The organism is Cellulomonas sp. SG140 (genome assembly GCF_025770785.1).
Taxonomy (GTDB): domain Bacteria; phylum Actinomycetota; class Actinomycetes; order Actinomycetales; family Cellulomonadaceae; genus Cellulomonas.
The window spans coordinates 1-19,518 of record NZ_JANZLA010000012.1 but is presented as its reverse complement, the minus strand read 5'-3'; the positions used below and the strand labels follow the sequence as shown (position 1 = coordinate 19,518).

The following is a 19,518-nucleotide window of genomic DNA, read 5'->3' as shown; positions in this document are numbered from 1 at the left end:
GTCACAGGACGCCGACGGCCTCGACCACCAGGCGCACCTCGCCGGCCTCGTCGCTCGCGGCGAGGTCCACCACGGCGTCGATCCGCCAGTCGTGGTCGCCCTCGGGGTCGTCCAGCAGCTGCCGCACGCGCCAGGTGGTGGAGCCGGGGGTGACCTGGAACAGCTCCGGGCCACGGGCGGCGGCCCCGGTCAGCATCTCCTCGTGCTCGTCCCAGTAGGGGTCGAGGGCCTCGTGCCACCGGTCGGCGTCCCACGACCGGCCCTCGCCGTCCACGTCGCCCAGGGCCGCGAGACCGCTGACGTCGTGGCGGGACGCCAGCTCGACCCGGCGGAACAGGGCTCCGCGCACCAGGGCGCGGAACACCCGCGGGTTGCCGGTGATCGGCGGGGGCGCCTCGTCGGTCGTCGTCGGTGCCGGCTCGTCGGCCTCGTCCGGGTGCGCCAGCCGCTCCCACTCGTCCAGCAGGCTGGAGTCGGTGCGGCGCACCAGGTCGCCGAGCCACTCGACGATCTCCTCGAGCTCCTCGGTGCGGCGCTCCTCGGGGACGGTCTGGCGCAGGGCCCGGTACGCGTCGGCGAGGTAGCGCAGCAGCACGCCCTCTGTGCGGTCGAGCTTGTAGAACGACACGTACTCCGCGAACGTCATCGCGCGCTCGTGCAGGTCGCGGACCACCGACTTCGGGGCGGGGGACAGGTCGGCGACCCAGGGGTTGGTCTGGCGATAGGTGGCGAAGGCGACGGCCAGCAGGTCGGCGAGGGGTCGTGGGTACGTCACGTCCTCGAGCAGCGCCATGCGCTCGTCGTACTCCAGCCCGTCCGCCTTCATCGCGGCCACGGCCTCGCCGCGCGCCTTGTTCTCCTGGGCGGCGAGCACCTGACGAGGGTCGTCGAGCGTGGACTCGATCACCGAGACGACGTCGTGGGCGTAGCCGGGGTCGTCGCGATCCAGCAGGTCGAGCGCGGCGTAGGCGAAGGGGGACAGCGCCTGGTTGAGGGCGAACCCGTGGGGCAGGTCGTGGGTGAGCCGCACCGTGCGGCGGCGACCCTTCGGGGCGCTCGGATCCTCCACCCACTCGCGCTGCAGCACGCCCGCGGCCCGCAGCGACCGGTAGACCTCGACGGCGCGGCGCACGTGCCGGCCGCGGGCGCCGGCCGGCTCGTGGTTGTCGCGCAGCAGGTGGGTCATCGCCGCCACGGGGTCGCCGGGGCGGCTCAGCACGTTGAGCACCATGGCGTGCGTCACCGCGAACGACGAGGTCAGCGGCTCGGGCGGCGCGTCCCGCAGCCGTTCGAACGTCTTGTCCGTCCAGTTCACGTGGCCGGGCGGCGCCTGCTTGCGGACGATCTTGCGCACCTTGCGCGGGTCGTCGCCGGCCTTGGCGAGCGCCTTGCGGTTCTCGATCACGTGCTCGGGAGCCATGACGACGACCTCGCCGACGGTGTCGAACCCCGCGCGGCCGGCCCGGCCCGCGATCTGGTGGAACTCACGCGCCGACAGGTGCCGCATGCGCACACCGTCGAACTTCACCAGCGACGTCAGCACCACCGTGCGGATCGGCACGTTGATGCCCACACCGAGGGTGTCGGTGCCGCACACCACCGGCAGCAGCCCCTGCTGGGTCAGCCGCTCCACCACCCGTCGGTACTTGGGCAGCATGCCGGCGTGGTGCACGCCGACCCCGTGCCGCAGCAGCCGGGACAGGGTGCGGCCGAAGCCCGGCCCGAACCGGAAGCCGCCCAGCTCGTCGGCGATGCGATCCCGCTGCTCGCGCGAGGCGAGGGGGGTGGACAGCAGCGCCTGCGCGCGTTCGACGGCCTCCTTCTGGGTGAAGTGCACGACGTAGACCGGGGCGCGGTGGGTGTGCACCAGCTCGTCCAGCAGCTCGTGCAACGGCTCGACGGCGTAGGAGTAGGTGAGGGGCACCGGGCGCTCGACGCTGGTCACCACGGCGACCGATCGGCCGGTGCGGCGGGTCAGGTCCTCGGCGAAGAACGAGACGTCCCCGAGGGTGGCGGACATCAGCACGTGCTGGGCCTTGGTCAGCTCGAGCAGCGGCACCTGCCACGCCCAGCCGCGCTGCGGGTCGGCGTAGAAGTGGAACTCGTCCATCACCACCTGGGCGACGTCGGCGTCCGGCCCGTCACGCAGCGCGAGGTTGGCCAGGATCTCGGCGGTGCAGCACAGGATCGGCGCTGTGGGGTTCACCGCCGAGTCGCCGGTCATCATGCCGACGTTGGCGGAGCCGAACATGTGCACCAGCGCGAAGAACTTCTCGCTGACCAGGGCCTTGAGCGGTGCGGTGTAGACGGAGCGGCGGCCGGCGGCGAAGGCGACGAAGTGTGCCGCGGCGGCGATCAGCGACTTGCCGGACCCCGTGGGGGTGGAGACGATCACGTGCTCGCCGCTGACCAGGGCGAGCAGTGCCTCCTCCTGGTGCGGGTACAGCGCGAGACCCTGGTCGGCGGCCCACCCGCTGAACGCCTCGTACAGGGCATCGGGGTCCTGGGGATCCGCGGGCACCCGGTCGACGAGGCGCTGACCCGGTGCTGCGACGGTCACCCGACCAGTCTCCCACGGCAGGCCGGATCCCAGATGGTGGTACGTACTGTTCCGTCTCTTGAAACGAGGGAGCCGCCGACGCCTACGATGGCGTGTGTCCACCTCCACGCACCCGGACGTCTACGTCCACGGCCACCAGGAGAGCGTCCTGCGGTCGCACCGCTGGCGCACCGCCGAGAACTCCGCGGGCTACCTCCTGCCGTCGCTCGAGCCGGGCATGAGCCTGCTCGACGTCGGGTGCGGACCGGGCACCATCACGCTCGACCTCGCCGACCGGCTGGCGCCGGGCGCGGTGGTCGGCGTCGACTCCTCGGCCGCCGTGGTGGACATCGCCCGCGAGGCGGCGCGCGAGCGCGGCACCACCAACGTCGAGTTCCGCAGCGCCGACGCGTACGAGCTGCCGTTCGAGGACGGTTCGTTCGACGTGGTGCACGCCCACCAGCTGCTGCAGCACCTCACCGATCCCGTGGCGGCGCTGCGTGAGATGCGGCGGGTGGCCCGGCCAGGCGGTCTGGTCGCCGTGCGCGACTCGGACTACGCGGGCATGACGTGGTTCCCGCCGTCGGCCGGGCTCGACGAGTGGCAGGCGCTCTACCACGAGGTCACCACGGCGCTGGGCGCCGAGGCGGACGCCGGGCGGCACCTGCTGGCGTGGGTGCGCGAGGCGGGCTTCGACCCGGACGGCATCGAGCCCGGCGCCGGCGTCTGGTCGTACGCGACGCCGCACGACCGGCGCTGGTGGGCCGGCCTGTGGGCGGAGCGGTGCGTGACGTCGAACTTCGCCGCTCAGGCGGTGCAGCACGGGCTCGCCGACGAGGTCGGTCTCGAGCTGCTGGCCGACGCGTGGCGGGACTGGGGCGAGCAGGAGGACGGCTGGTTCGCCGTGCTGCACGGCGAGGTGCTCGCGCGGGCCTGAGCGGCGCCGGCGCCGTCGGCCCGGGCTCGTCGGCTGGTTAGGGTTGGCCCGTGCGCATCGCCAGGTTCACCACCGGCGGGGATCCCCGCTTCGCCCTCGTCGAAGGAGCTCCCGGTGACGAGGAGCTCGTCGTCATCGCCGGCGACCCGATCTTCACGCCCGTCCAGGCGACCGGTGAGCGGATCCCGCTCGCCGACGAGGGGGTGCGGCTGCTCGCACCGGTGATCCCGCGGTCCAAGATCGTCGGCGTCGGGCGCAACTACGCCGAGCACGCCGCCGAGCACGGCGTGGAGGTGCCGACCGCGCCGCTGCTGTTCCTCAAGCCGAACACGGCTGTGATCGGGCCGGACGACCCGATCGTGCTGCCCGACTGGTCCCACCAGGTGGAGCACGAGGCGGAGCTGGCCGTGGTGATCGGCAAGGTCACCAAGGACGTCAGCCCCGAGCGCGCGCTGGAGAAGGTCTTCGGCTTCACGGTCGCCAACGACGTGACCGCGCGCGACGTCCAGCGCACCGACTCGCAGTGGGCGCGGGCCAAGGGCTTCGACTCCTCGTGCCCGCTGGGACCGTGGATCGTGCCGGGGCTCGACGTGGACGACCTCGCCGTGACCGCCCGGGTCAACGGAGAGACGCGCCAGTCCGGGCGTACGTCGGCGATGGTGTTCGACGTCGCCTACCTGGTCAGCTACATCTCCGAGGTGTTCACGCTGCTGCCCGGCGACGTGATCCTCACCGGTACCCCGGCGGGCGTCGGCCCGCTGAACCACCGTGACGTGGTCGAGGCGGAGGTCGAGGAGATCGGCGTGCTGCGCAACCCGGTGCTGCGCCGGTGAGCGAGCGGACCGTCGCCGAGCCGCCCGCCGGCGCGGCGGCCGCGCCGACCACCGTCGAGATGTGGACCGACGGTGCCTGCAAGGGCAACCCGGGACGCGGTGGCTGGGGCGTGTTGATGCGGTACGGCGACCACGAGCGCGAGCTGTTCGGCGGTGAGGCGCTGACCACCAACAACCGCATGGAGCTGACCGCGGTGATCGAGGGGCTGCGCGTGCTGACCCGCCCCTGCACGGTGACGCTGCACGTCGACTCCCAGTACGTGATGAACGGCGTGACCAGGTGGATCGCCGGCTGGAAGCGCAACGGCTGGAAGACCGGCGCCAAGCAGCCGGTGAAGAACCAGGACCTGTGGCAGGAGCTGGACGCCGAGCTGGCGCGGCACCAGGTCAGCTGGACGTGGGTGCACGGGCACCGCGGCGACCCCGGCAACGAGCGGGCCGACCAGCTGGCGAACAAGGGCGTCCCGGCGGCCTGACCGCTGTCCGACGGCGTCGTCTCGGGGCCGTTCCGGCGCGTCAGGGCGGCCGCCGACGCCTCGATAGGCTTGTCCGGTGACCCCCACGAGCCCGATCCGCGTCCGTTTCTGCCCGTCACCGACCGGAACCCCGCACGTGGGCCTGATCCGCACGGCGCTGTTCAACTGGGCCTACGCGCGGCACGTCGGCGGCACGTTCGTCTTCCGCATCGAGGACACGGACCCCGCTCGCGACTCCGAGGAGAGCTACCAGCAGCTGCTCGAGGCGCTGCGCTGGCTGGGGCTGGACTGGGACGAGGGCGTCGAGGTCGGGGGCCCGTACGAGCCGTACCGGCAGTCGCAGCGGATGGACGTCTACGCGGACGTCGCCCGGCGGCTGCTCGAGGGCGGGTACGCGTACGAGTCGTTCTCCACGCCGGAGGAGATCGAGGCGCGGCACCGGGCGGCGGGGCGGGACCCCAAGCTCGGGTACGACGGGTTCGACCGCGACCTGTCGGAGGAGCAGAAGGCCGCCTACCGCGCCGAGGGCCGCGAGCCGGTGCTGCGGCTGCGCATGCCGGACGAGGACGTGACGTTCGACGACCTGATCCGGGGCGAGGTGACGTTCCGCGCCGGCTCGGTGCCGGACTACGTGATCGTCCGGGCCAACGGCTTCCCGCTGTACCCGCTGGTCAACCCGGTGGACGACGCCCTGATGGGCATCACGCACGTGCTGCGCGGGGAGGACCTGCTCTCGTCGACCCCGCGCCAGGTGGTCCTCTACCGCGCGCTGCTCGAGCTCGGCATCGCCACGGTCATGCCGCAGTTCGGCCACCTGCCGTACGTGATGGGCGAGGGCAACCGGAAGCTGTCGAAGCGTGACCCCGAGTCGAACCTCTTCCTGCACCGCGAGCGCGGGTTCACCCCGGAGGGGCTGCTCAACTACCTGGCGCTGCTCGGCTGGTCCATCTCGCCGGACCACGACGTGTTCAGCGTGCAGGAGATGGTCGAGGCCTTCGACATCGCGAACGTCAACCCGAACCCTGCCCGGTTCGACCTGAAGAAGGCCGAGGCGATCAACGCCGCGCACGTGCGCCTGCTGGAGGCCGACGACTTCCGCGACCGGCTGGTCCCGTACCTGCACGCCGCCGGGCTGGTGGCTGCGGCGACCTTCGCCGAGCTGCCCGCGGACCAGCAGGGCGTGCTGACCGCCGCGGCGCCGCTGGTGCAGACCCGCATGACGCTGCTCGGCGAGGCCGTGGGCATGCTCGGATTCCTCTTCGTCGCGGACGACGCGGTGGTGGTGGAGGACGACGCTCGCGGCGGGCTCAAGGACGACGCGGCGACGATCCTGGACGCGGCGACCGACGCGCTGCAGCAGCTCGCGGCGGACGGGTTCACGACGGCGGCCACGCAGGACGCGCTGCAGGCGGCGCTGATCGACGGGCTGGGGCTCAAGCCCCGGCTGGCGTACACGCCGCTGCGCGTGGCACTGACGGGTCGGCGGGTGTCGCCACCGCTGTTCGAGTCGATGGAGATCCTCGGCCGCGACGCGACGCTGGCACGTCTGGCGGCGCTGCGGGCGGCGCTGTGACGGCTGCGGTGCCGCGCGCGGGCGCACGGCTGGACGGCGTGCTGTTCGACATCGACGACACCCTGGTGGACACGCGCGGTGCCTTCCGCGCCGCGTTCGAGGTGATCGCCCACCGCTACCTGCCGGACCTGCCGCTCGAGCGGCTGCCCGAGGTGCTGGCGACCTGGCGGGCCGACGCGAGCGGCCACTACCGGGCGTACACCCGCGGTGAGACCGGCCACCGTGAGCAGCGGATGGCCCGGGCGAACGAGCTGCACGCGCTGTTCGGCGGCCCGGAGCTGGACGACGCCGCGTTCGAGGCCTGGGACCAGGTGTTCGAGGGCGGCTTCACCGCGGCCTGGGCCGCGCACCCGGAGGCGTCGGAGGTGATCGACCGGCTGCTCGCGGCCGGGCTGCGCGTCGGCGCCCTGTCCAACGCCCACGTCGCGTACCAGACCGACAAGCTGGCGCGCACGGGCTTCCTCGACCGCGTGCCGATGCTCGTCGGCATCGACACGCTCGGTGTCGGGAAGCCGGACCCGTCGGTCTTCCTCGAGGCGTGCCGCCTGCTGGGGACCGAGCCCGCGCGTACGGCGTACGTCGGCGACGAGCTCGACGTCGATGCGGTGGCCGCTTCCGAGGCCGGGCTGCGGGGCGTCTGGGTGGACCGGCCCGGCGGACGGCGCGTGCCGGTGCCCGAGAGCGAGGTCGCAGAGGCCGACGTGCTGGTGATCCACAGCCTCGCCGAGCTTCCCGACGCCCTCGGGCTCTGACCGAGCTGCCGCTGTCCGCGGCCAGGGACGCGGTTCAGCGACCGGGCAGCGGGTCGAGCAGCTCGAGGACCTCGTCGTGCAGGCGCCCGTTGGTCACCAGCGCCGAACCGCCGAGCGGACCGGGGACGCCGCGCACCGAGGTGAACCGGCCGCCGGCCTCGGTCACCACGGGCACCAGCGCCGCCATGTCGTGCAGCTTGAGCTCCGGCTCGGCGGACACGTCGACCGCCCCCTCCGCGACCAGCACGTGCGACCAGAAGTCGCCGTAAGCCCGGGTGCGCCACACCGTGCGGGTGAGGTCGAGGAAGGCGGGCAACCGGCCCTGCTGCTCCCACCCGGAGAGGCTGGAGTAGGACAGCGAGGCGTCCGACAGCCGGTCGACGGCGGATACGTGGATCTGTCGGGCGGCGGCCAGCGAGCGGCCCGTCCAGGCGCCCGAACCGGCGGCCGCCCACCAGCGCCGGTTCAGGGCAGGGGCGCTGACGACGCCCACGACGACCTCGTCGCCCTCCATGAGAGCGAGCAGGGTGGCCCACACCGGCACGCCGCGCACGAAGTTCTTGGTCCCGTCGATCGGGTCGACCACCCAGCGCCGCGGTCCGTGCCCGGTGTCCGCCAGCTCCTCACCGTGCACGGCGTCCCGCGGGCGCGTGCGGGACAGCTGGGAGCGGATCAGCTCCTCCGCCGAGCGGTCCGCGTCCGTGACCGGCGTCAGGTCGGGCTTCGTCTCGACGTGCAGGTCCTGGGCGCGGAACCGCTCCATGGTCAGCGCGTCCACCTGGTCGGCGATCACGTGGGCCAGTCGCAGGTCGTCGTCGTACCCGGGGCGCGAGCCCATCGTGGAGTCCCTCCGGTCGGCGGCGCCGGTCGGCCGCGTCGCCGTCACGCTAGCGCGCCGGGCGGGGGCTCCGGGCTGCCGGTCCGGCCAGGCGTGTCGGCCGGTCAGCGTTCGGTGCGGTCGTCCGGGTCGGCGGTGCCCGTGCGCGCGGCGAGCAGCCGCCGGAAGGAGTCGAGCCGTGCCGTGCGGGTGGCTCGAGCGGCATCGTCGGGCGCCGCCGAGACCCAGTCGTCCAGCGCGCAGTCCGGGGCGTCGGCGGCGTGCGTGCAGCCGCGCGGGCACGCCTGCGCGACCTCGGCGAGGTCGGCGAACGCTGCGAGCAGGTGGGCCGGTTCGACGTGGGCGAGGCCGAACGAGCGCACCCCGGGCGTGTCCACCACCCACGTGACCGGCCCGTCGCCCGGGACCCGGAGCGCGATCGCCGAGGAGGACGTGTGCCGGCCGCGCCCCGTGGTGTCGTTCACCGCGCCCGTCGCCCGGTACGCCCCGGGCACCAGGGCGTTCACCAGGGTGGACTTGCCCACGCCCGAGTGGCCGACGAGCACCGACACCTTGCCGGACAGCGCCGCGCGCACGTCGTCGAGGCCGGACACCAGCCGGTCGCCGTCCATGCCGGTCACCAGCACCCGGACGCCCACGGGCGTGTACATCGCGCTGAGGGGCGCAGGGTCGGCGAGGTCGGCCTTCGTCAGCATCAGCACGGCGGACATGCCGGCGTCGTAGGCCGCCACGACGCACCGGTCGATCATGCGCGGGCGCGGTTCGGGGTCCGCGAGCGCCGTGACGACCACCAGCTGGTCCGCGTTCGCCACGATGACCCGCTCGACGGGGTCGGTGTCGTCGGCCGTCCGGCGCAGCACCGTCCGGCGCTCCCCGATGCGCACGATCCGGGCCAGCGTGCCCGCGTCGCCGGACGTGTCGCCGACGACGTCGACCAGGTCGCCCGGCACCACGCGCTCGCGGCCGAGCTCGCGCGCCTTCATCGCCACGACGGGCTGCTCGTCAGGGCCGCCCGGGTCGACCAGCACCGCGTACCGGCCGCGGTCCACGCCGGTGACCATGCCGACCCGCGCGTCGGCGTGCTCGGGCCGCTGCTTCGTCCGCGGGCGAGAGCCGCGGCCGGGGCGCACCCGGACGTCCGACTCGTCGTACCGCCGCACCGCCATCAGGCAGGCGTCCCGTTCCCGGCCAGCATCGACGTCCACATCCCGACGAAGTCGGGGATCGTCTTGGCGGTGGTCGCCACGTCGTCCACCTCGACGCCCGGGACCGCCAGCCCGATCAGCGCGCCCGCGGTCGCCATCCGGTGGTCGGCGTAGCTGTGCCAGGCCCCGCCGGTCAGCGGGCGCGGGGTGATGACAAGCCCGTCCGACGTCTGCTCGGCCCGGCCGCCGAGGCCCGTGATCTCGGCGGCCAGTGCCGCCAGCCGGTCCGTCTCGTGACCGCGCATGTGCCCGATCCCGCGCAGCCGGGTGGGGGAGTCGGCGAGGACCGCCAGCGCGGCCACCGTCGTGGCGAGCTCGGACGCCGCACGCAGGTCGAGGTCGACGCCGTGCACGGCACCCGTGCCGCCGACCGTCAGCACGTCGCCCACGAGCCTCGCGGTGCCGCCCATGCTCGTCAGGATGTCCGGCAGCAGGGCCCCGGGCTGCGTGGTGGTCGCCGGCCAGCCGGGCACGGACACCGTCCCGCCGGCCACCAGCGCGGCGGCCAGGAACGGTGCGGCGTTCGACAGGTCCGGCTCGACCCGGACGTCCCGTCCCTCGATCGCTCCCGGCAGCACCTGCCAGATCGCCGGACGGGAGTCGTCGACCCGCACGCCGGCGGCCCGCAGCACCTCGACCGTCATCTCGATGTGCGGCAGCGACGGCAGCGTCGGTCCGGTGTGCCGCACCGTCAGCCCGTCCCGGTAGCGTGCGCCGGCCAGCAGCAGCCCGGAGACGAACTGGCTCGAGCCGCTGGCGTCGACGTCCACCTGACCGCCGTCCACCGCGCCGTGCCCCCGCACCGTGAACGGGAGCCGTCCGGGCTCGCCGTGCTGCTCGACGTGCACGCCGAGCGCCCGCAGGGCGTCCAGCACGGGGCCCATCGGCCGGACGCGGGCCTGCGCGTCACCGTCGAAGTGCACCGTCCCGTCGGCCAGCGCGGCCACGGGCGGCAGGAACCGCATCACCGTGCCGGCCAGCCCGCAGTCCACCGTCACGCCGCCCCGCACGGGCCCGGGGTCCACCAGCCAGTCGCCGTCCTCCTCGACCACCCGGCTGCCCAGGGCGCCGAGGGCCGCGGCCATCAGGCGGGTGTCGCGCGACTGCAGCACGCCGTGCAGGCGGCTCGGCCCGGAGGCGAGCGCCGCGAGGACCAGGTACCGGTTGGACAGCGACTTGGAGCCCGGGACCTCGACCACCGCATCGAGCGGACCGACGGCGGACGGTGCTGGCCAGGGCGCTGGCCGGGGGGCGTCGGTCATGGCTGCAGGGTACCGGCGGGGCCGTCCACGTCAGCGGCCGGTCCGCGCCACCCGTCAGTCGTCGGCCGTCGCCTCACGCACCGCGTCCTTGACGGCCGCGCGGGTCTCCCACGCGTTCTGCCAGCGCCACGCCAGCCCCGGGCGGCCCTCGTGGTCGGCCGCCGCCAGCAGCGCACCACCGGTGGCCGACACCGCGGACCAGAACCGGCGTCGCCGCACGGCGCGCGCGCTCGGCTGGTCGAGGCTCGCCACCGTGACGCCGCGGCCCGCCGGGGCGTTGACCAGTGCGACCGGTGCCGCGAGGGCGGCGAGCGCCAGCGCAGAGGTCCGCGGCGCCCGCCCGGTCGCCAGCATCCCGCCCGCGACCAGCATCGCGGCCCCGTGCAGCCGCACCGCGGTGGTCAGCTGTCGGTCGCTCAGCTCACGCCCGAGCGCCTGGTCGAGCACGGCCTGCACGTCGACGCCGTACCGGTCGTCCAGCACGCGCTCGGCACCGCTCAGGTGCGCGTATCGCGCCAGGCGTGCCCGCAGCGCCGTGACGCCCTCGCGCGCCGCAGCCGCGTGGGAGGAGGGGTGCCGCACGGCGTCGAGCCCCTCGACCAGGAACCACGAGGCGAACATCGGACGGGCGACGCGGCGCAGCAGCACGGCAGACCTCCTCGGGACCGGGCACCGACGCCGGTGCGTGCGTCCACGCTAGCGCCGGGGGAATGACCCCGCCGGGCGCCGGTGTTGCAGCCACCATGACCTGTGTGCTCGACCGCCCGCGTGCGGCAGACCGCTCCACGGGCGAGGTGCTCGGCATCCCGTCGGTCGCCGCGACGCCGGTGTGGGCGCCGTACTCGGCGGACGTCCAGGTGCGACGGCTAGGCTCGGCGCCGATGAGCGACGACACCACGCGGGCGCCCCAGGGCGAGGGCGACTCCGCGCGCGCCGAGCGGTTCGAGGCCGAGGCCCTGGTCTACCTGGACCAGCTGTACGGCGCTGCCCTGCGGATGACGCGCAACCCGGCGGACGCCGAGGACCTGGTGCAGGAGACGTTCGCGAAGGCGTTCGCGGCGTTCCACCAGTACCGCCCCGGGACCAACCTCAAGGCGTGGCTGTACCGCATCCTCACCAACACCTACATCAACTCCTACCGCAAGAAGCAGCGGGAGCCGCAGCAGTCGCACGCGGAGGAGGTCGAGGACTGGCAGCTGGCCCGTGCCGAGTCGCACACCTCGACCGGACTGCGCTCGGCCGAGGCGGAGGCGCTCGACCACCTGCCCGACTCGGACGTGAAGGACGCCCTGCAGCGCCTGCCCGAGGACTTCCGGATGGCCGTCTACTACGCGGACGTCGAGGGCTTCGCGTACAAGGAGATCGCCGAGATCATGGGCACTCCCATCGGAACAGTGATGTCCCGGCTGCACCGTGGCCGGGCACAGCTGCGTGAGCTGCTGCACGACTACGCCCGCGAGCGCGGGCTGGTGCCGAGCGGCCCCGCCGCACCGGAGGCATGACGATGACGCACCTGCAGCCGGACGACGAGGCCCGGCCCGAGCTCGGTCAGCACACGCACGCCGAGGACGACCCCTGCGCGGCGGCCGTCGAGCGCCTGTGGTCGTACGTCGACCACGAGCTCGACGTCAGCGAGGCCGACGAGCTGCGCGAGCACCTCGCCGAGTGCACGCCGTGCCTCGAGGAGTACGGGATCGACGTGGTGCTCAAGACGGTCGTCCGTCGCGGCTGCCAGGAGTCGGCGCCGGAGACGCTGCGCGTCCGGATCCACCAGACTCTGCTGCGCGGCGGGGCCGAGCCGCAGGTCTGACGCGTCGGCGGCACGGTCGGCGCGCTGCTGGGCGCGGGGTGTACGGCCGGCGGCCGGTCAGCGCGGGGGGAGACGACGAAGGCCCCGACCGGACGGTCGGGGCCTCGCGTGCATCACGGCTCAGGCGTTGGGGCGCTTGCCGTGGTTGGCGGCGCTGCCGGCGCGGGACTTGCGCTTGCGACCACGCTTGCTCATCGGGTTCTCTCCTCGGCTGGGGGTACGGCTGCGGCGCACGGCGGTGCGCGACGTCGTCGTCCATGGTCCCACACCGGACGAGGCGGCTCGTTCGCGGCGAGGGTCGGGCGCCCGCGCCGCCGGCGGAGGCTCAAGTCGGCGAGCCCGTCAGCCGATGACCGCAGGGTGAGCGCGCAGATCCAGTCCGTCATCCCGTTCCTGCACGCGCTGGCCAGCACGGGCGGTTCCGACCTGCACTGCAAGGTCGGTTCGGCGCCGCGCGTCCGCGTGGACGGCCGGCTGCGCAAGCTGCAGGCGCCCGAGCTCACCCCCGCGGACACCGAGCGGATGCTCGAGGAGGTGCTGCCGGACGACCTCGTCGAGGTGTTCCGGCGCTCCCGTGAGGCGGACTTCGCGTACTCGCTGCCGGGGGTGGGGCGGTTCCGGGTCAACGCCTACCAGGCCCGCGGGACGTACGGGCTCGTCTTCCGGCGCGTCGCCGTGGGGGCCCAGTCGCTGAGCGAGCTGGGGCTGCCCGAGGTGGTGGGCGAGCTCGCGCTCGAGCCGCGCGGCCTGGTGCTGGTGACCGGCCCGACGGGGTCCGGCAAGACGACGACCCTGGCGTCGATGGTCGACCTGGTGAACTCGTACCGCGAGGTCAACATCATCACCATCGAGGACCCGATCGAGATCCTGCACTCGGACAAGAAGGCGATCGTCTCCCAGCGCGAGGTGCGGCAGGACACGGCCGACTTCGCGGTGGCGCTGCGCGCGGCGATGCGGCAGGACCCCGACGTGATCCTGGTCGGTGAGATGCGCGACCAGGAGACCGTCCGCGCTGCGCTGTCCGCCGCGGAGACCGGCCACCTGGTGATGTCCACGCTGCACACCATCGACGCACCGGAGACGATCAACCGCATCGTCGACTTCTTCCCGCCGCACGAGCAGAAGCAGATCCGCATCGCCCTGTCCCAGTCCCTGCGCGGGATCGTCTCGCAGCGGCTCGTCCGCAAGGCGGACGGCACCGGCCGGCGTCCCGCGGTCGAGGTGATGGTCAACACCGGCCGCACGGCCGAGGCGATCGTCGAGCCGCTGGACAACCCGCCGCTGATCGACCTGATCCGCGACGGCGAGTTCTACAAGATGCAGACCTTCGACCGGCACCTGTTCTCCCTGGTCCGCGACGACGTCATCACCTACGAGGAGGCGCTCGCGGCGTCGTCGAACCCGCACGACCTCACGGTGGAGCTCAAGGCCGCCGGCGTCGTCGTCTGACGTCGGGGCGCTCGCCCCTCGCAGCCCCCGCGGAGCCCGCACTCGGCCGCACGACGGCCCGGTGCGGGCTCTCGCTCGTCGGCACCTGACGTGGCGCTTGTCACGCCGTGAGACGCGATATATCGTGAGTGCCAACAAGATATATCGCGAACTGAGGAGGGGTCATGCCCACGGAGTCCTGGGTGGTCGACGGGCCGCGCGTGATCGAGCTGGAGCAGGTCACCGCCGTCCGGGTGGGGCTGGTGGCGGGGCGGGTCGACGTCGTCGCGCACGACGAGCCAGGTGTGCGGCTCGAGGTGCACTCGGTCGACGGCCGTCCGCTCGAGGTGACGCTGTCCGACGGCGAGCTGCGCGTCGGGTACGCGTTCACGCTCGGTGGCTGGGAGGGGTTCCTGGAGACCGTGCGCAACTTCCGTGGCCGGGACCGGGCCGACGTGCACGTCGCGGTCCCGCGGGAGATCGCGGTGCGCCTGGGCACGGTGAGCGCCGACGGCCTGCTCGCGGGCGTGCAGCAGGACTGCGCGGTCTCGACGGTGTCCGGGTCGGTCGTCGTGGACGGCACGCGTGGGCGGCTGAGCGCCAACACGGTGTCCGGCGAGATCGCCGTGCGCGACCACCGCGGCGACCTGCGGATCACCAGCGTGTCCGGCGACGTGGCGGCGTCCGGCCAGCTCGTCGTCGTGCAGGGCACCACGGTGTCCGGCGCCCTGACGCTCGACACCGCCGCGGAGGCGTCGTCGTTCACCGTCAGCTCGGTCTCGGGCGACGTCACCGTCCGGCTGCCGCTCGACAAGGGGCTGCGGGCGACGGCGCACACGGTGTCCGGACGGCTGGTCGTGGACGGGCGGGAGTACAAGGGCACGTCGCCCGGCCAGAAGTCGGTGGACCTCAGCTCCGGCGACGGCAGCTGCTACCTGACGGCCAACACGGTGTCCGGGCACGTCACCGTGCTGCGCGGCGTCGCGGCCACCGCATGATGGCCTCGGTGTTCGCCCACGGCCAGCTGCGCCTGTACCTGCTCGCGCTGCTCGAGGACGGTCCCCGGCACGGGTACGAGCTGATCACGGCGCTATCGGACCGGTTCGGCGGCACGTACCGACCCAGCGCGGGCACGGTGTACCCGCGGCTCGCCCGCCTCGAGGAGGAGGGGCTCGTCGTGCGGGCGGACGAGGGCCGCAAGACGACCTACGCGCTGACGCCGGCGGGCCGCGCCGAGCTCGAGGACCGTCGGGACGACCTCGCGGACCTGGAGGCCGGCATCGCCGAGACGGTCCGCGACCGGGCCGTGCAGCTGCGGGACGACGTGCGGGACGCGATGCGGGGGCTGCGCGCGGACCTCGCGTCCGCCGCCCAGCAGGCCCGTGCCCACGCGGTGCCCGCGCCGCCCGCCCCCGCCGAGGAGGCGCGGACGGCGTCCCACGTCAACCGGATGGAGGCCGACGCCCTGGTGCGGCGGTTCGCCGACGAGCTCCGCGCGGACCTGCGGCGGGCCGACGCGGGACCGGGGGTGGCCCCCCTCACCGTGGACACCGTCCGCACGGTGCTCGACCAGGCGCTGCGGGCGGTGCGGGGCACCCTGCCCCGCTAGCCGTCAGGCGTCGTCCGGCAGCCCGAGCCAGGTGTGCCAGCCGGTGTGCAGCACCAGCCACGCGATCAGCCCGTACCCGGCCTGGCCGGGCAGCTGCCCGTCGCCCGCGGCGAGGTCGGCCAGCCACTGGTCGTGGGCGACCAGCGGGGTGTACGTGTCGACGTACGGCACACGTCGCCGCCCCGCCACGTCGGCGTAGGCGGCGGACAGCTCAGCGAGGTGCTGCGCCTGGTCGGGCGAGCCGGGCGGCGGTCCGACGACGAAGGCGGGGACGCGGCGCTGCTCGGCGACGTCGAGGATGTTGGCCAGGTTCAGCCGGCTGCGTGCCAACGAGAGCCCGGCGTCCGCATCGGCCCGTCCCAGCGCGACCACCAGCCGGTTGTCCGCCTCGGGGACCCAGCGACGGGACGCCTCGAGGTCCCACCGGGCGCCGAGCTGCGTGGTGTTCTCGCCCGGCACCGCCAGGGTCAGCACGGCCAGCGGTCCGGGGGTGCTGGTGCGTGCCGCGACACGTCCCACCCACCCGAGCGCCCGTGGGTCACCTGCGCCTGCCGCGAGCTCGTCCCCGACCACCACCAGCCTGACCGGCAGGTCAGCCACGCCCCTCACCGCCTTCCGTGCGCCGACCGGCGCGCCGCACGGGGGCCAGTCTGGCAGCGCCCGGCCGCCAGCCCGGGGAGGCGGCGGCCGGGTCGCGCGGTCAGCGGGCGAACGCCGCGGCGATCAGCTCGGTCTGCTGCACCGCGTGCTTCTTCGCGGAGCCCGTCGCGGTGGCGGCCGACTCGGCACGCGACACGACGCGGAGCTGGCGGCCCAGCACCGGAGGCACGTGCAGCGACAGGTAGGACCACGCGCCCTGGTTCTGCGGCTCGTCCTGCACCCAGACCAGCTCGGCGTCCCCGTACGGCGCCAGCGCGTCACGCGCCGCCTCGGCGTCGAACGGGTACAGCTGCTCGAGCCGGACGATCGCGGTCTGCCGGTCGCCGGAGGACACCCGGTGCGCGAGCAGGTCCCAGTACACCTTGCCGCTGCAGAGGAGCACGCGGGTCACCTGGTCGGCCTGCGCGGCGGCGAGCTCGTCGCCGATCACGGGCCGGAAGGTGCCCGACGTGAAGTCGGCGACGTCGGACGTCGCCGACTTCAGCCGCAGCATCGACTTGGGGGTGAAGACGACGAGCGGCCGACGCGGCCGGTCGTAGGCCTGCCGGCGCAGCAGGTGGAAGTAGGACGCCGGCGTCGACGGCTGCGCGATGGTCATGTTGTCCTCGGCGGCGAGCTGCAGGAACCGCTCGATGCGCGCCGACGAGTGGTCCGGCCCCTGGCCCTCGTACCCGTGGGGGAGCAGCAGCGTGACGGACGACTGCTGCGCCCACTTCTGCCCGGCGGAGCTGACGAACTCGTCGAGGATCGTCTGCGCGCCGTTGACGAAGTCGCCGAACTGCGCCTCCCAGACCACCAGGGCGTCGGGACGCTCCACCGAGTAGCCGTACTCGAAGCCGAGCGCGGCGTACTCCGACAGCGACGAGTCGTACGTCCAGAACTTCGCCTGGTTGGCCGACAGGTAGCTCAGCGGCGTCCACTCGGCGCCCGTCTCACGGTCGTGCAGCACCGCGTGCCGCTGGGCGAACGTCCCGCGCCGGCTGTCCTGGCCGGCGAGCCGCACCGGCGTGCCCTCCACCAGGAGCGAGCCGAACGCGAGCAGCTCGCCGAAGGCCCAGTCGATGCCGCCCTCGCGGCTCATCGCCTCGCGGCGGGTGAGCAGCGTCGCCAGCTTGGGGTGCACGGTGAAGCCCTCCGGAGCCTGCACGTGCGCGGCGCCGATGCGCTCCAGCACCTCCGCGGGGACCGCGGTGCGCCAGCCGACCATCACGCCGGCGTCCTCGTGCTGCGCCTCCGGACGCTCCAGCCCGGCCACCGTCTCCGGTGCCTTGCTCGGCGTCCAGCCGTCCTCGCGCGTCTCGGCGAACACCCGCTCCAGCTGCGACTGGTAGTCGCGCAGCGCGTGCTCCGCCTCCTCCAGCGTGATGTCACCACGCCCGACGAGGGTCTCCGTGTAGAGCTTGCGCACCGAGCGCTTGGCCTCGATCAGGTTGTACATCAGCGGCTGGGTCATCGAGGGGTCGTCGCCCTCGTTGTGGCCGCGGCGCCGGTAGCACAGCATGTCGACGACGACGTCGCGGTCGAACTGCTCGCGGTACTCGAAGGCGAGCTCGGCCACGCGGACGACGGCCTCGGGGTCGTCGCCGTTGACGTGGAACACCGGCACCTGCAGCCCCTTGACCACGTCGGTCGCGTACTGCGACGAGCGGGACGACGACGGGCCGGTGGTGAACCCGACCTGGTTGTTGATGACCACGTGGATGGTGCCGCCGGTGCGGTAGCCGCGCAGCTGCGACAGGTTGAGCGTCTCGAAGACGACGCCCTGACCGGCGAAGGCCGCGTCGCCGTGCACCAGGATCGGCAGCACGGAGAAGCCGTCGCCGCCGAGGTCGATGCGGTCCTGCTTGGCCCGCACGATGCCCTCGAGCACGGGGTCGACGGCCTCCAGGTGCGACGGGTTGGCCGCCAGGTGCACCCGCGTGGTCGCACCGGACTCGGCGGTGAACCGGCCCTCGGTGCCGAGGTGGTACTTCACGTCGCCGGAGCCCTGGACGCTCTTCGGGTCCTGGTTGCCCTCGAACTCGCTGAAGATCTGGCCGTACGACTTGCCGGCGATGTTCGCCAGCACGTTCAGCCGGCCGCGGTGCGCCATGCCGATGCCCACCTCGTCGAGGCCCGCGTCCGCCGCCTTCGAGAGGATCGCGTCCAGCAGCGGGATCAGCGACTCGCCGCCCTCGAGGGAGAACCGCTTCTGGCCGACGTACTTGGTCTGCAGGAAGGTCTCGAACGCCTCCGCCGCGTTCAGCCGCCGCAGGATGCGCAGCTGGTCCTCACGGGGCGTCCGCGCGTAGCCGGACTCCAGCCGCTCCTGCAGCCACCGCCGCTGCCGCGGGTCCTGCAGGTGCATGTACTCGATGCCGACCGTGCGGCAGTACGAGTCGCGCAGCAGGCCGAGGATCTCCCGCAGGGTCGCGCGGGACTTGCCGGTGAACCCGCCGGTGGGGAAGGTGCGGTCCAGGTCCCAGAGCGTCAGGCCGTGGTTCTGCACGTCGAGGTCCGGGTGCTTGCGCAGCCGGAAGGCCAGCGGGTCGGTGTCGGCCATCAGGTGGCCCCGCGAGCGGTAGGCGTGGATCAGCTCGCCGATCCGCGCGGGCTTGATCGCCTCGTCGTCCGGGTCGACCGTGTTGTCCCGCACCCACCGCACGGGCTCGTACGGCACGCGCAGCGACGTGAAGACGCGGTCGTAGAAGCCGTCCTGACCGGTCAGCTTGTCCGCGATGATCCGCAGGAAGTCTCCCGACTGGGCGCCCTGGATGATCCGGTGGTCGTACGTCGAGGTGAGGGTGAGCACCTTGGAGATGCCCATCTGGTTCAGCCGCTCGACGGACGTCCCGGCGAACTCGGCCGGGTAGTCCATCGCACCGACGCCGACGATGGTGCCCTGGCCCTGCATCAGGCGCGGCACCGAGTGCACCGTCCCGATCGTGCCGGGGTTCGTCAGCGACACCGTGGTCCCGGCGAAGTCGTCCACGCCGAGCTTGTTCTGCCGTGCCCGGCGGACCACGTCCTCGTAGGCGGCCCAGAACTGGGCGAAGTCCAGCGTGTCGGCCTTCTTGACCGACGGCACCAGCAGCTGTCGCGTCCCGTCCGGCTTGGACAGGTCGATGGCGATGCCGAGGTTGACGTGAGCCGGCGTCAGCACCGCCGGCTTGCCGTCCTGCTGCGTGTACGACGAGTTCATCGCCGGCATCTGCGTCAGCGCCTCGACCATCGCGAAGCCGATGAGGTGCGTGAACGACACCTTGCCGCCGCGTCCGCGGGCGAGGTGGTTGTTGATGACGATGCGGTTGTCCACCATCAGCGTCGCCGGCACGGCCCGCACGCTCGTGGCGGTGGGGACCTCGAGCGAGGACTCCATGTTGGTCACCACGCGCGCCGCGGGCCCACGGAGCTTCTGGACCTCGTCGGCGGCCTGGTCCTGCTCGGTGTGCTCGTGGCCGAGGGTCGCGGCGGCCGCGTACGGCGCCGTGGCGGGCAGCGCGCGGGCGACGGGTACGGGACCGGTCGGCAGCAGCTTCGCGGGGCCGCCGGCGCCGTCGCCGGACGGACGCGGGGGTGCGGCGGGGGCCGGGGTGGACGTCGCGGGCGCCGCCGCG

At 73.5% G+C, this 19,518-nt stretch carries 18 protein-coding genes; 10 read left to right on the top strand and 8 right to left on the bottom strand.

Features of this window, described 5'->3' with window-relative positions:
• Position 1 precedes the first annotated feature (1 nt).
• Positions 2–2,560 (bottom strand): DEAD/DEAH box helicase, encoded by a 2,559-nt coding sequence (locus N0B34_RS17110; protein ID WP_263732484.1) that lies wholly within the window; start codon positions 2,558–2,560, stop codon positions 2–4.
• Between the two features lie 94 nt (positions 2,561–2,654).
• On the opposite strand from N0B34_RS17110, the gene N0B34_RS17105 reads away from it, so the two are divergent.
• From N0B34_RS17105 to N0B34_RS17085, 5 genes are all read left to right on the top strand, one after another.
• A complete protein-coding gene (locus N0B34_RS17105; RefSeq protein WP_263732483.1) occupies positions 2,655–3,476 on the top strand; it encodes a methyltransferase domain-containing protein in 822 nt (273 codons plus the stop codon).
• 50 nt (positions 3,477–3,526) lie between these two features.
• Positions 3,527–4,309, top strand: a complete 783-nt coding sequence (locus tag N0B34_RS17100) for a fumarylacetoacetate hydrolase family protein (RefSeq protein ID WP_263732482.1) — start codon at positions 3,527–3,529, stop codon at positions 4,307–4,309.
• A gap of 59 nt (positions 4,310–4,368) precedes the next feature.
• The gene (gene rnhA, locus N0B34_RS17095) at positions 4,369–4,785 is read left to right on the top strand and encodes a ribonuclease HI (RefSeq protein WP_263732525.1); all 417 of its coding nucleotides are present in this window, start codon (positions 4,369–4,371) and stop codon (positions 4,783–4,785) included.
• Between the two features lie 76 nt (positions 4,786–4,861).
• Positions 4,862–6,358, top strand: coding sequence for a glutamate--tRNA ligase (gene gltX / locus N0B34_RS17090; protein ID WP_263732481.1), 1,497 nt, complete (start codon positions 4,862–4,864; stop codon positions 6,356–6,358).
• Positions 6,355–7,110, top strand: a complete 756-nt coding sequence (locus tag N0B34_RS17085; RefSeq protein ID WP_263732480.1) for an HAD family hydrolase — start codon at positions 6,355–6,357, stop codon at positions 7,108–7,110. The genes gltX and N0B34_RS17085 overlap by 4 nt, the downstream gene beginning before the upstream one ends.
• Positions 7,111–7,144: 34 nt before the next feature.
• Here N0B34_RS17085 and hisN read toward each other — a convergent pair whose 3' ends face one another.
• The 4 genes from hisN to N0B34_RS17065 all read right to left on the bottom strand — a co-directional run bounded on the left by hisN (position 7,145) and on the right by N0B34_RS17065 (position 11,063).
• Entirely contained in the window at positions 7,145–7,948 is an 804-nt protein-coding gene (gene hisN / locus N0B34_RS17080) for a histidinol-phosphatase (RefSeq protein ID WP_263732479.1), read from the bottom strand.
• Between the two features lie 104 nt (positions 7,949–8,052).
• Positions 8,053–9,114 (bottom strand): ribosome small subunit-dependent GTPase A, encoded by a 1,062-nt coding sequence (rsgA, locus tag N0B34_RS17075; protein WP_263732524.1) that lies wholly within the window; start codon positions 9,112–9,114, stop codon positions 8,053–8,055.
• Positions 9,114–10,415, bottom strand: a complete 1,302-nt coding sequence (gene aroA, locus N0B34_RS17070) for a 3-phosphoshikimate 1-carboxyvinyltransferase (protein WP_263732478.1) — start codon at positions 10,413–10,415, stop codon at positions 9,114–9,116. Before aroA ends, rsgA begins: the two co-directional genes overlap by 1 nt.
• A gap of 54 nt (positions 10,416–10,469) precedes the next feature.
• On the bottom strand, positions 10,470–11,063 hold the full coding sequence (locus tag N0B34_RS17065; protein ID WP_263732477.1) for a DoxX family protein: 594 nt from the start codon (positions 11,061–11,063) through the stop codon (positions 10,470–10,472).
• Positions 11,064–11,158: 95 nt separating this feature from the next.
• Here N0B34_RS17065 and N0B34_RS17060 point away from each other — a divergent pair, with 95 nt between their 5' ends.
• Positions 11,159–11,917 (top strand): sigma-70 family RNA polymerase sigma factor, encoded by a 759-nt coding sequence (locus N0B34_RS17060; protein ID WP_318530000.1) that lies wholly within the window; start codon positions 11,159–11,161, stop codon positions 11,915–11,917.
• Between the two features lie 2 nt (positions 11,918–11,919).
• Complete coding sequence (rsrA, locus tag N0B34_RS17055) at positions 11,920–12,225, top strand: mycothiol system anti-sigma-R factor (RefSeq protein WP_263732476.1); 306 nt, start codon at positions 11,920–11,922, stop codon at positions 12,223–12,225.
• Positions 12,226–12,345: 120 nt separating this feature from the next.
• Here the strand turns inward: rsrA and N0B34_RS18110 are convergent, their stop codons facing one another.
• The gene (locus tag N0B34_RS18110; protein ID WP_378103088.1) at positions 12,346–12,420 is read right to left on the bottom strand and encodes a 50S ribosomal protein bL37; all 75 of its coding nucleotides are present in this window, start codon (positions 12,418–12,420) and stop codon (positions 12,346–12,348) included.
• A 165-nt stretch (positions 12,421–12,585) separates the two neighbouring features.
• Here N0B34_RS18110 and N0B34_RS17050 point away from each other — a divergent pair, with 165 nt between their 5' ends.
• The 3 genes from N0B34_RS17050 to N0B34_RS17040 all read left to right on the top strand — a co-directional run bounded on the left by N0B34_RS17050 (position 12,586) and on the right by N0B34_RS17040 (position 15,262).
• Entirely contained in the window at positions 12,586–13,674 is a 1,089-nt protein-coding gene (locus N0B34_RS17050; RefSeq protein ID WP_263732475.1) for a type IV pilus twitching motility protein PilT, read from the top strand.
• A gap of 164 nt (positions 13,675–13,838) precedes the next feature.
• The gene (locus N0B34_RS17045; protein ID WP_263732474.1) at positions 13,839–14,651 is read left to right on the top strand and encodes a DUF4097 family beta strand repeat-containing protein; all 813 of its coding nucleotides are present in this window, start codon (positions 13,839–13,841) and stop codon (positions 14,649–14,651) included.
• The gene (locus tag N0B34_RS17040) at positions 14,651–15,262 is read left to right on the top strand and encodes a PadR family transcriptional regulator (protein WP_263732522.1); all 612 of its coding nucleotides are present in this window, start codon (positions 14,651–14,653) and stop codon (positions 15,260–15,262) included. Before N0B34_RS17045 ends, N0B34_RS17040 begins: the two co-directional genes overlap by 1 nt.
• A gap of 3 nt (positions 15,263–15,265) precedes the next feature.
• On the opposite strand, the gene N0B34_RS17035 is transcribed toward N0B34_RS17040, so the two are convergent.
• Positions 15,266–15,862: a GDSL-type esterase/lipase family protein gene (locus tag N0B34_RS17035; protein ID WP_263732473.1), complete on the bottom strand. Its 597-nt coding sequence runs from the start codon at positions 15,860–15,862 to the stop codon at positions 15,266–15,268.
• A gap of 100 nt (positions 15,863–15,962) precedes the next feature.
• Positions 15,963–19,518 (bottom strand): multifunctional oxoglutarate decarboxylase/oxoglutarate dehydrogenase thiamine pyrophosphate-binding subunit/dihydrolipoyllysine-residue succinyltransferase subunit (locus N0B34_RS17030; protein ID WP_263732472.1); only part of this gene is annotated, 3,556 nt, incomplete at its 5' end.

Excerpts from the sequence above, each read along its gene's own strand:
- rnhA (WP_263732525.1), top strand. The coding sequence starts at position 4,369 with ATGTGGACCGACGGTGCCTGCAAGGGCAACCCGGGACGCGGTGGCTGG.
- hisN (WP_263732479.1), bottom strand. The coding sequence starts at position 7,948 with ATGGGCTCGCGCCCCGGGTACGACGACGACCTGCGACTGGCCCACGTG.
- rsgA (WP_263732524.1), bottom strand. The coding sequence starts at position 9,114 with ATGGCGGTGCGGCGGTACGACGAGTCGGACGTCCGGGTGCGCCCCGGC.
- aroA (WP_263732478.1), bottom strand. The coding sequence starts at position 10,415 with ATGACCGACGCCCCCCGGCCAGCGCCCTGGCCAGCACCGTCCGCCGTC.
- N0B34_RS17060 (WP_318530000.1), top strand. The coding sequence starts at position 11,159 with ATGACCTGTGTGCTCGACCGCCCGCGTGCGGCAGACCGCTCCACGGGC.
- rsrA (WP_263732476.1), top strand. The coding sequence starts at position 11,920 with ATGACGCACCTGCAGCCGGACGACGAGGCCCGGCCCGAGCTCGGTCAG.
- N0B34_RS17045 (WP_263732474.1), top strand. The coding sequence starts at position 13,839 with ATGCCCACGGAGTCCTGGGTGGTCGACGGGCCGCGCGTGATCGAGCTG.
- N0B34_RS17040 (WP_263732522.1), top strand. The coding sequence starts at position 14,651 with ATGGCCTCGGTGTTCGCCCACGGCCAGCTGCGCCTGTACCTGCTCGCG.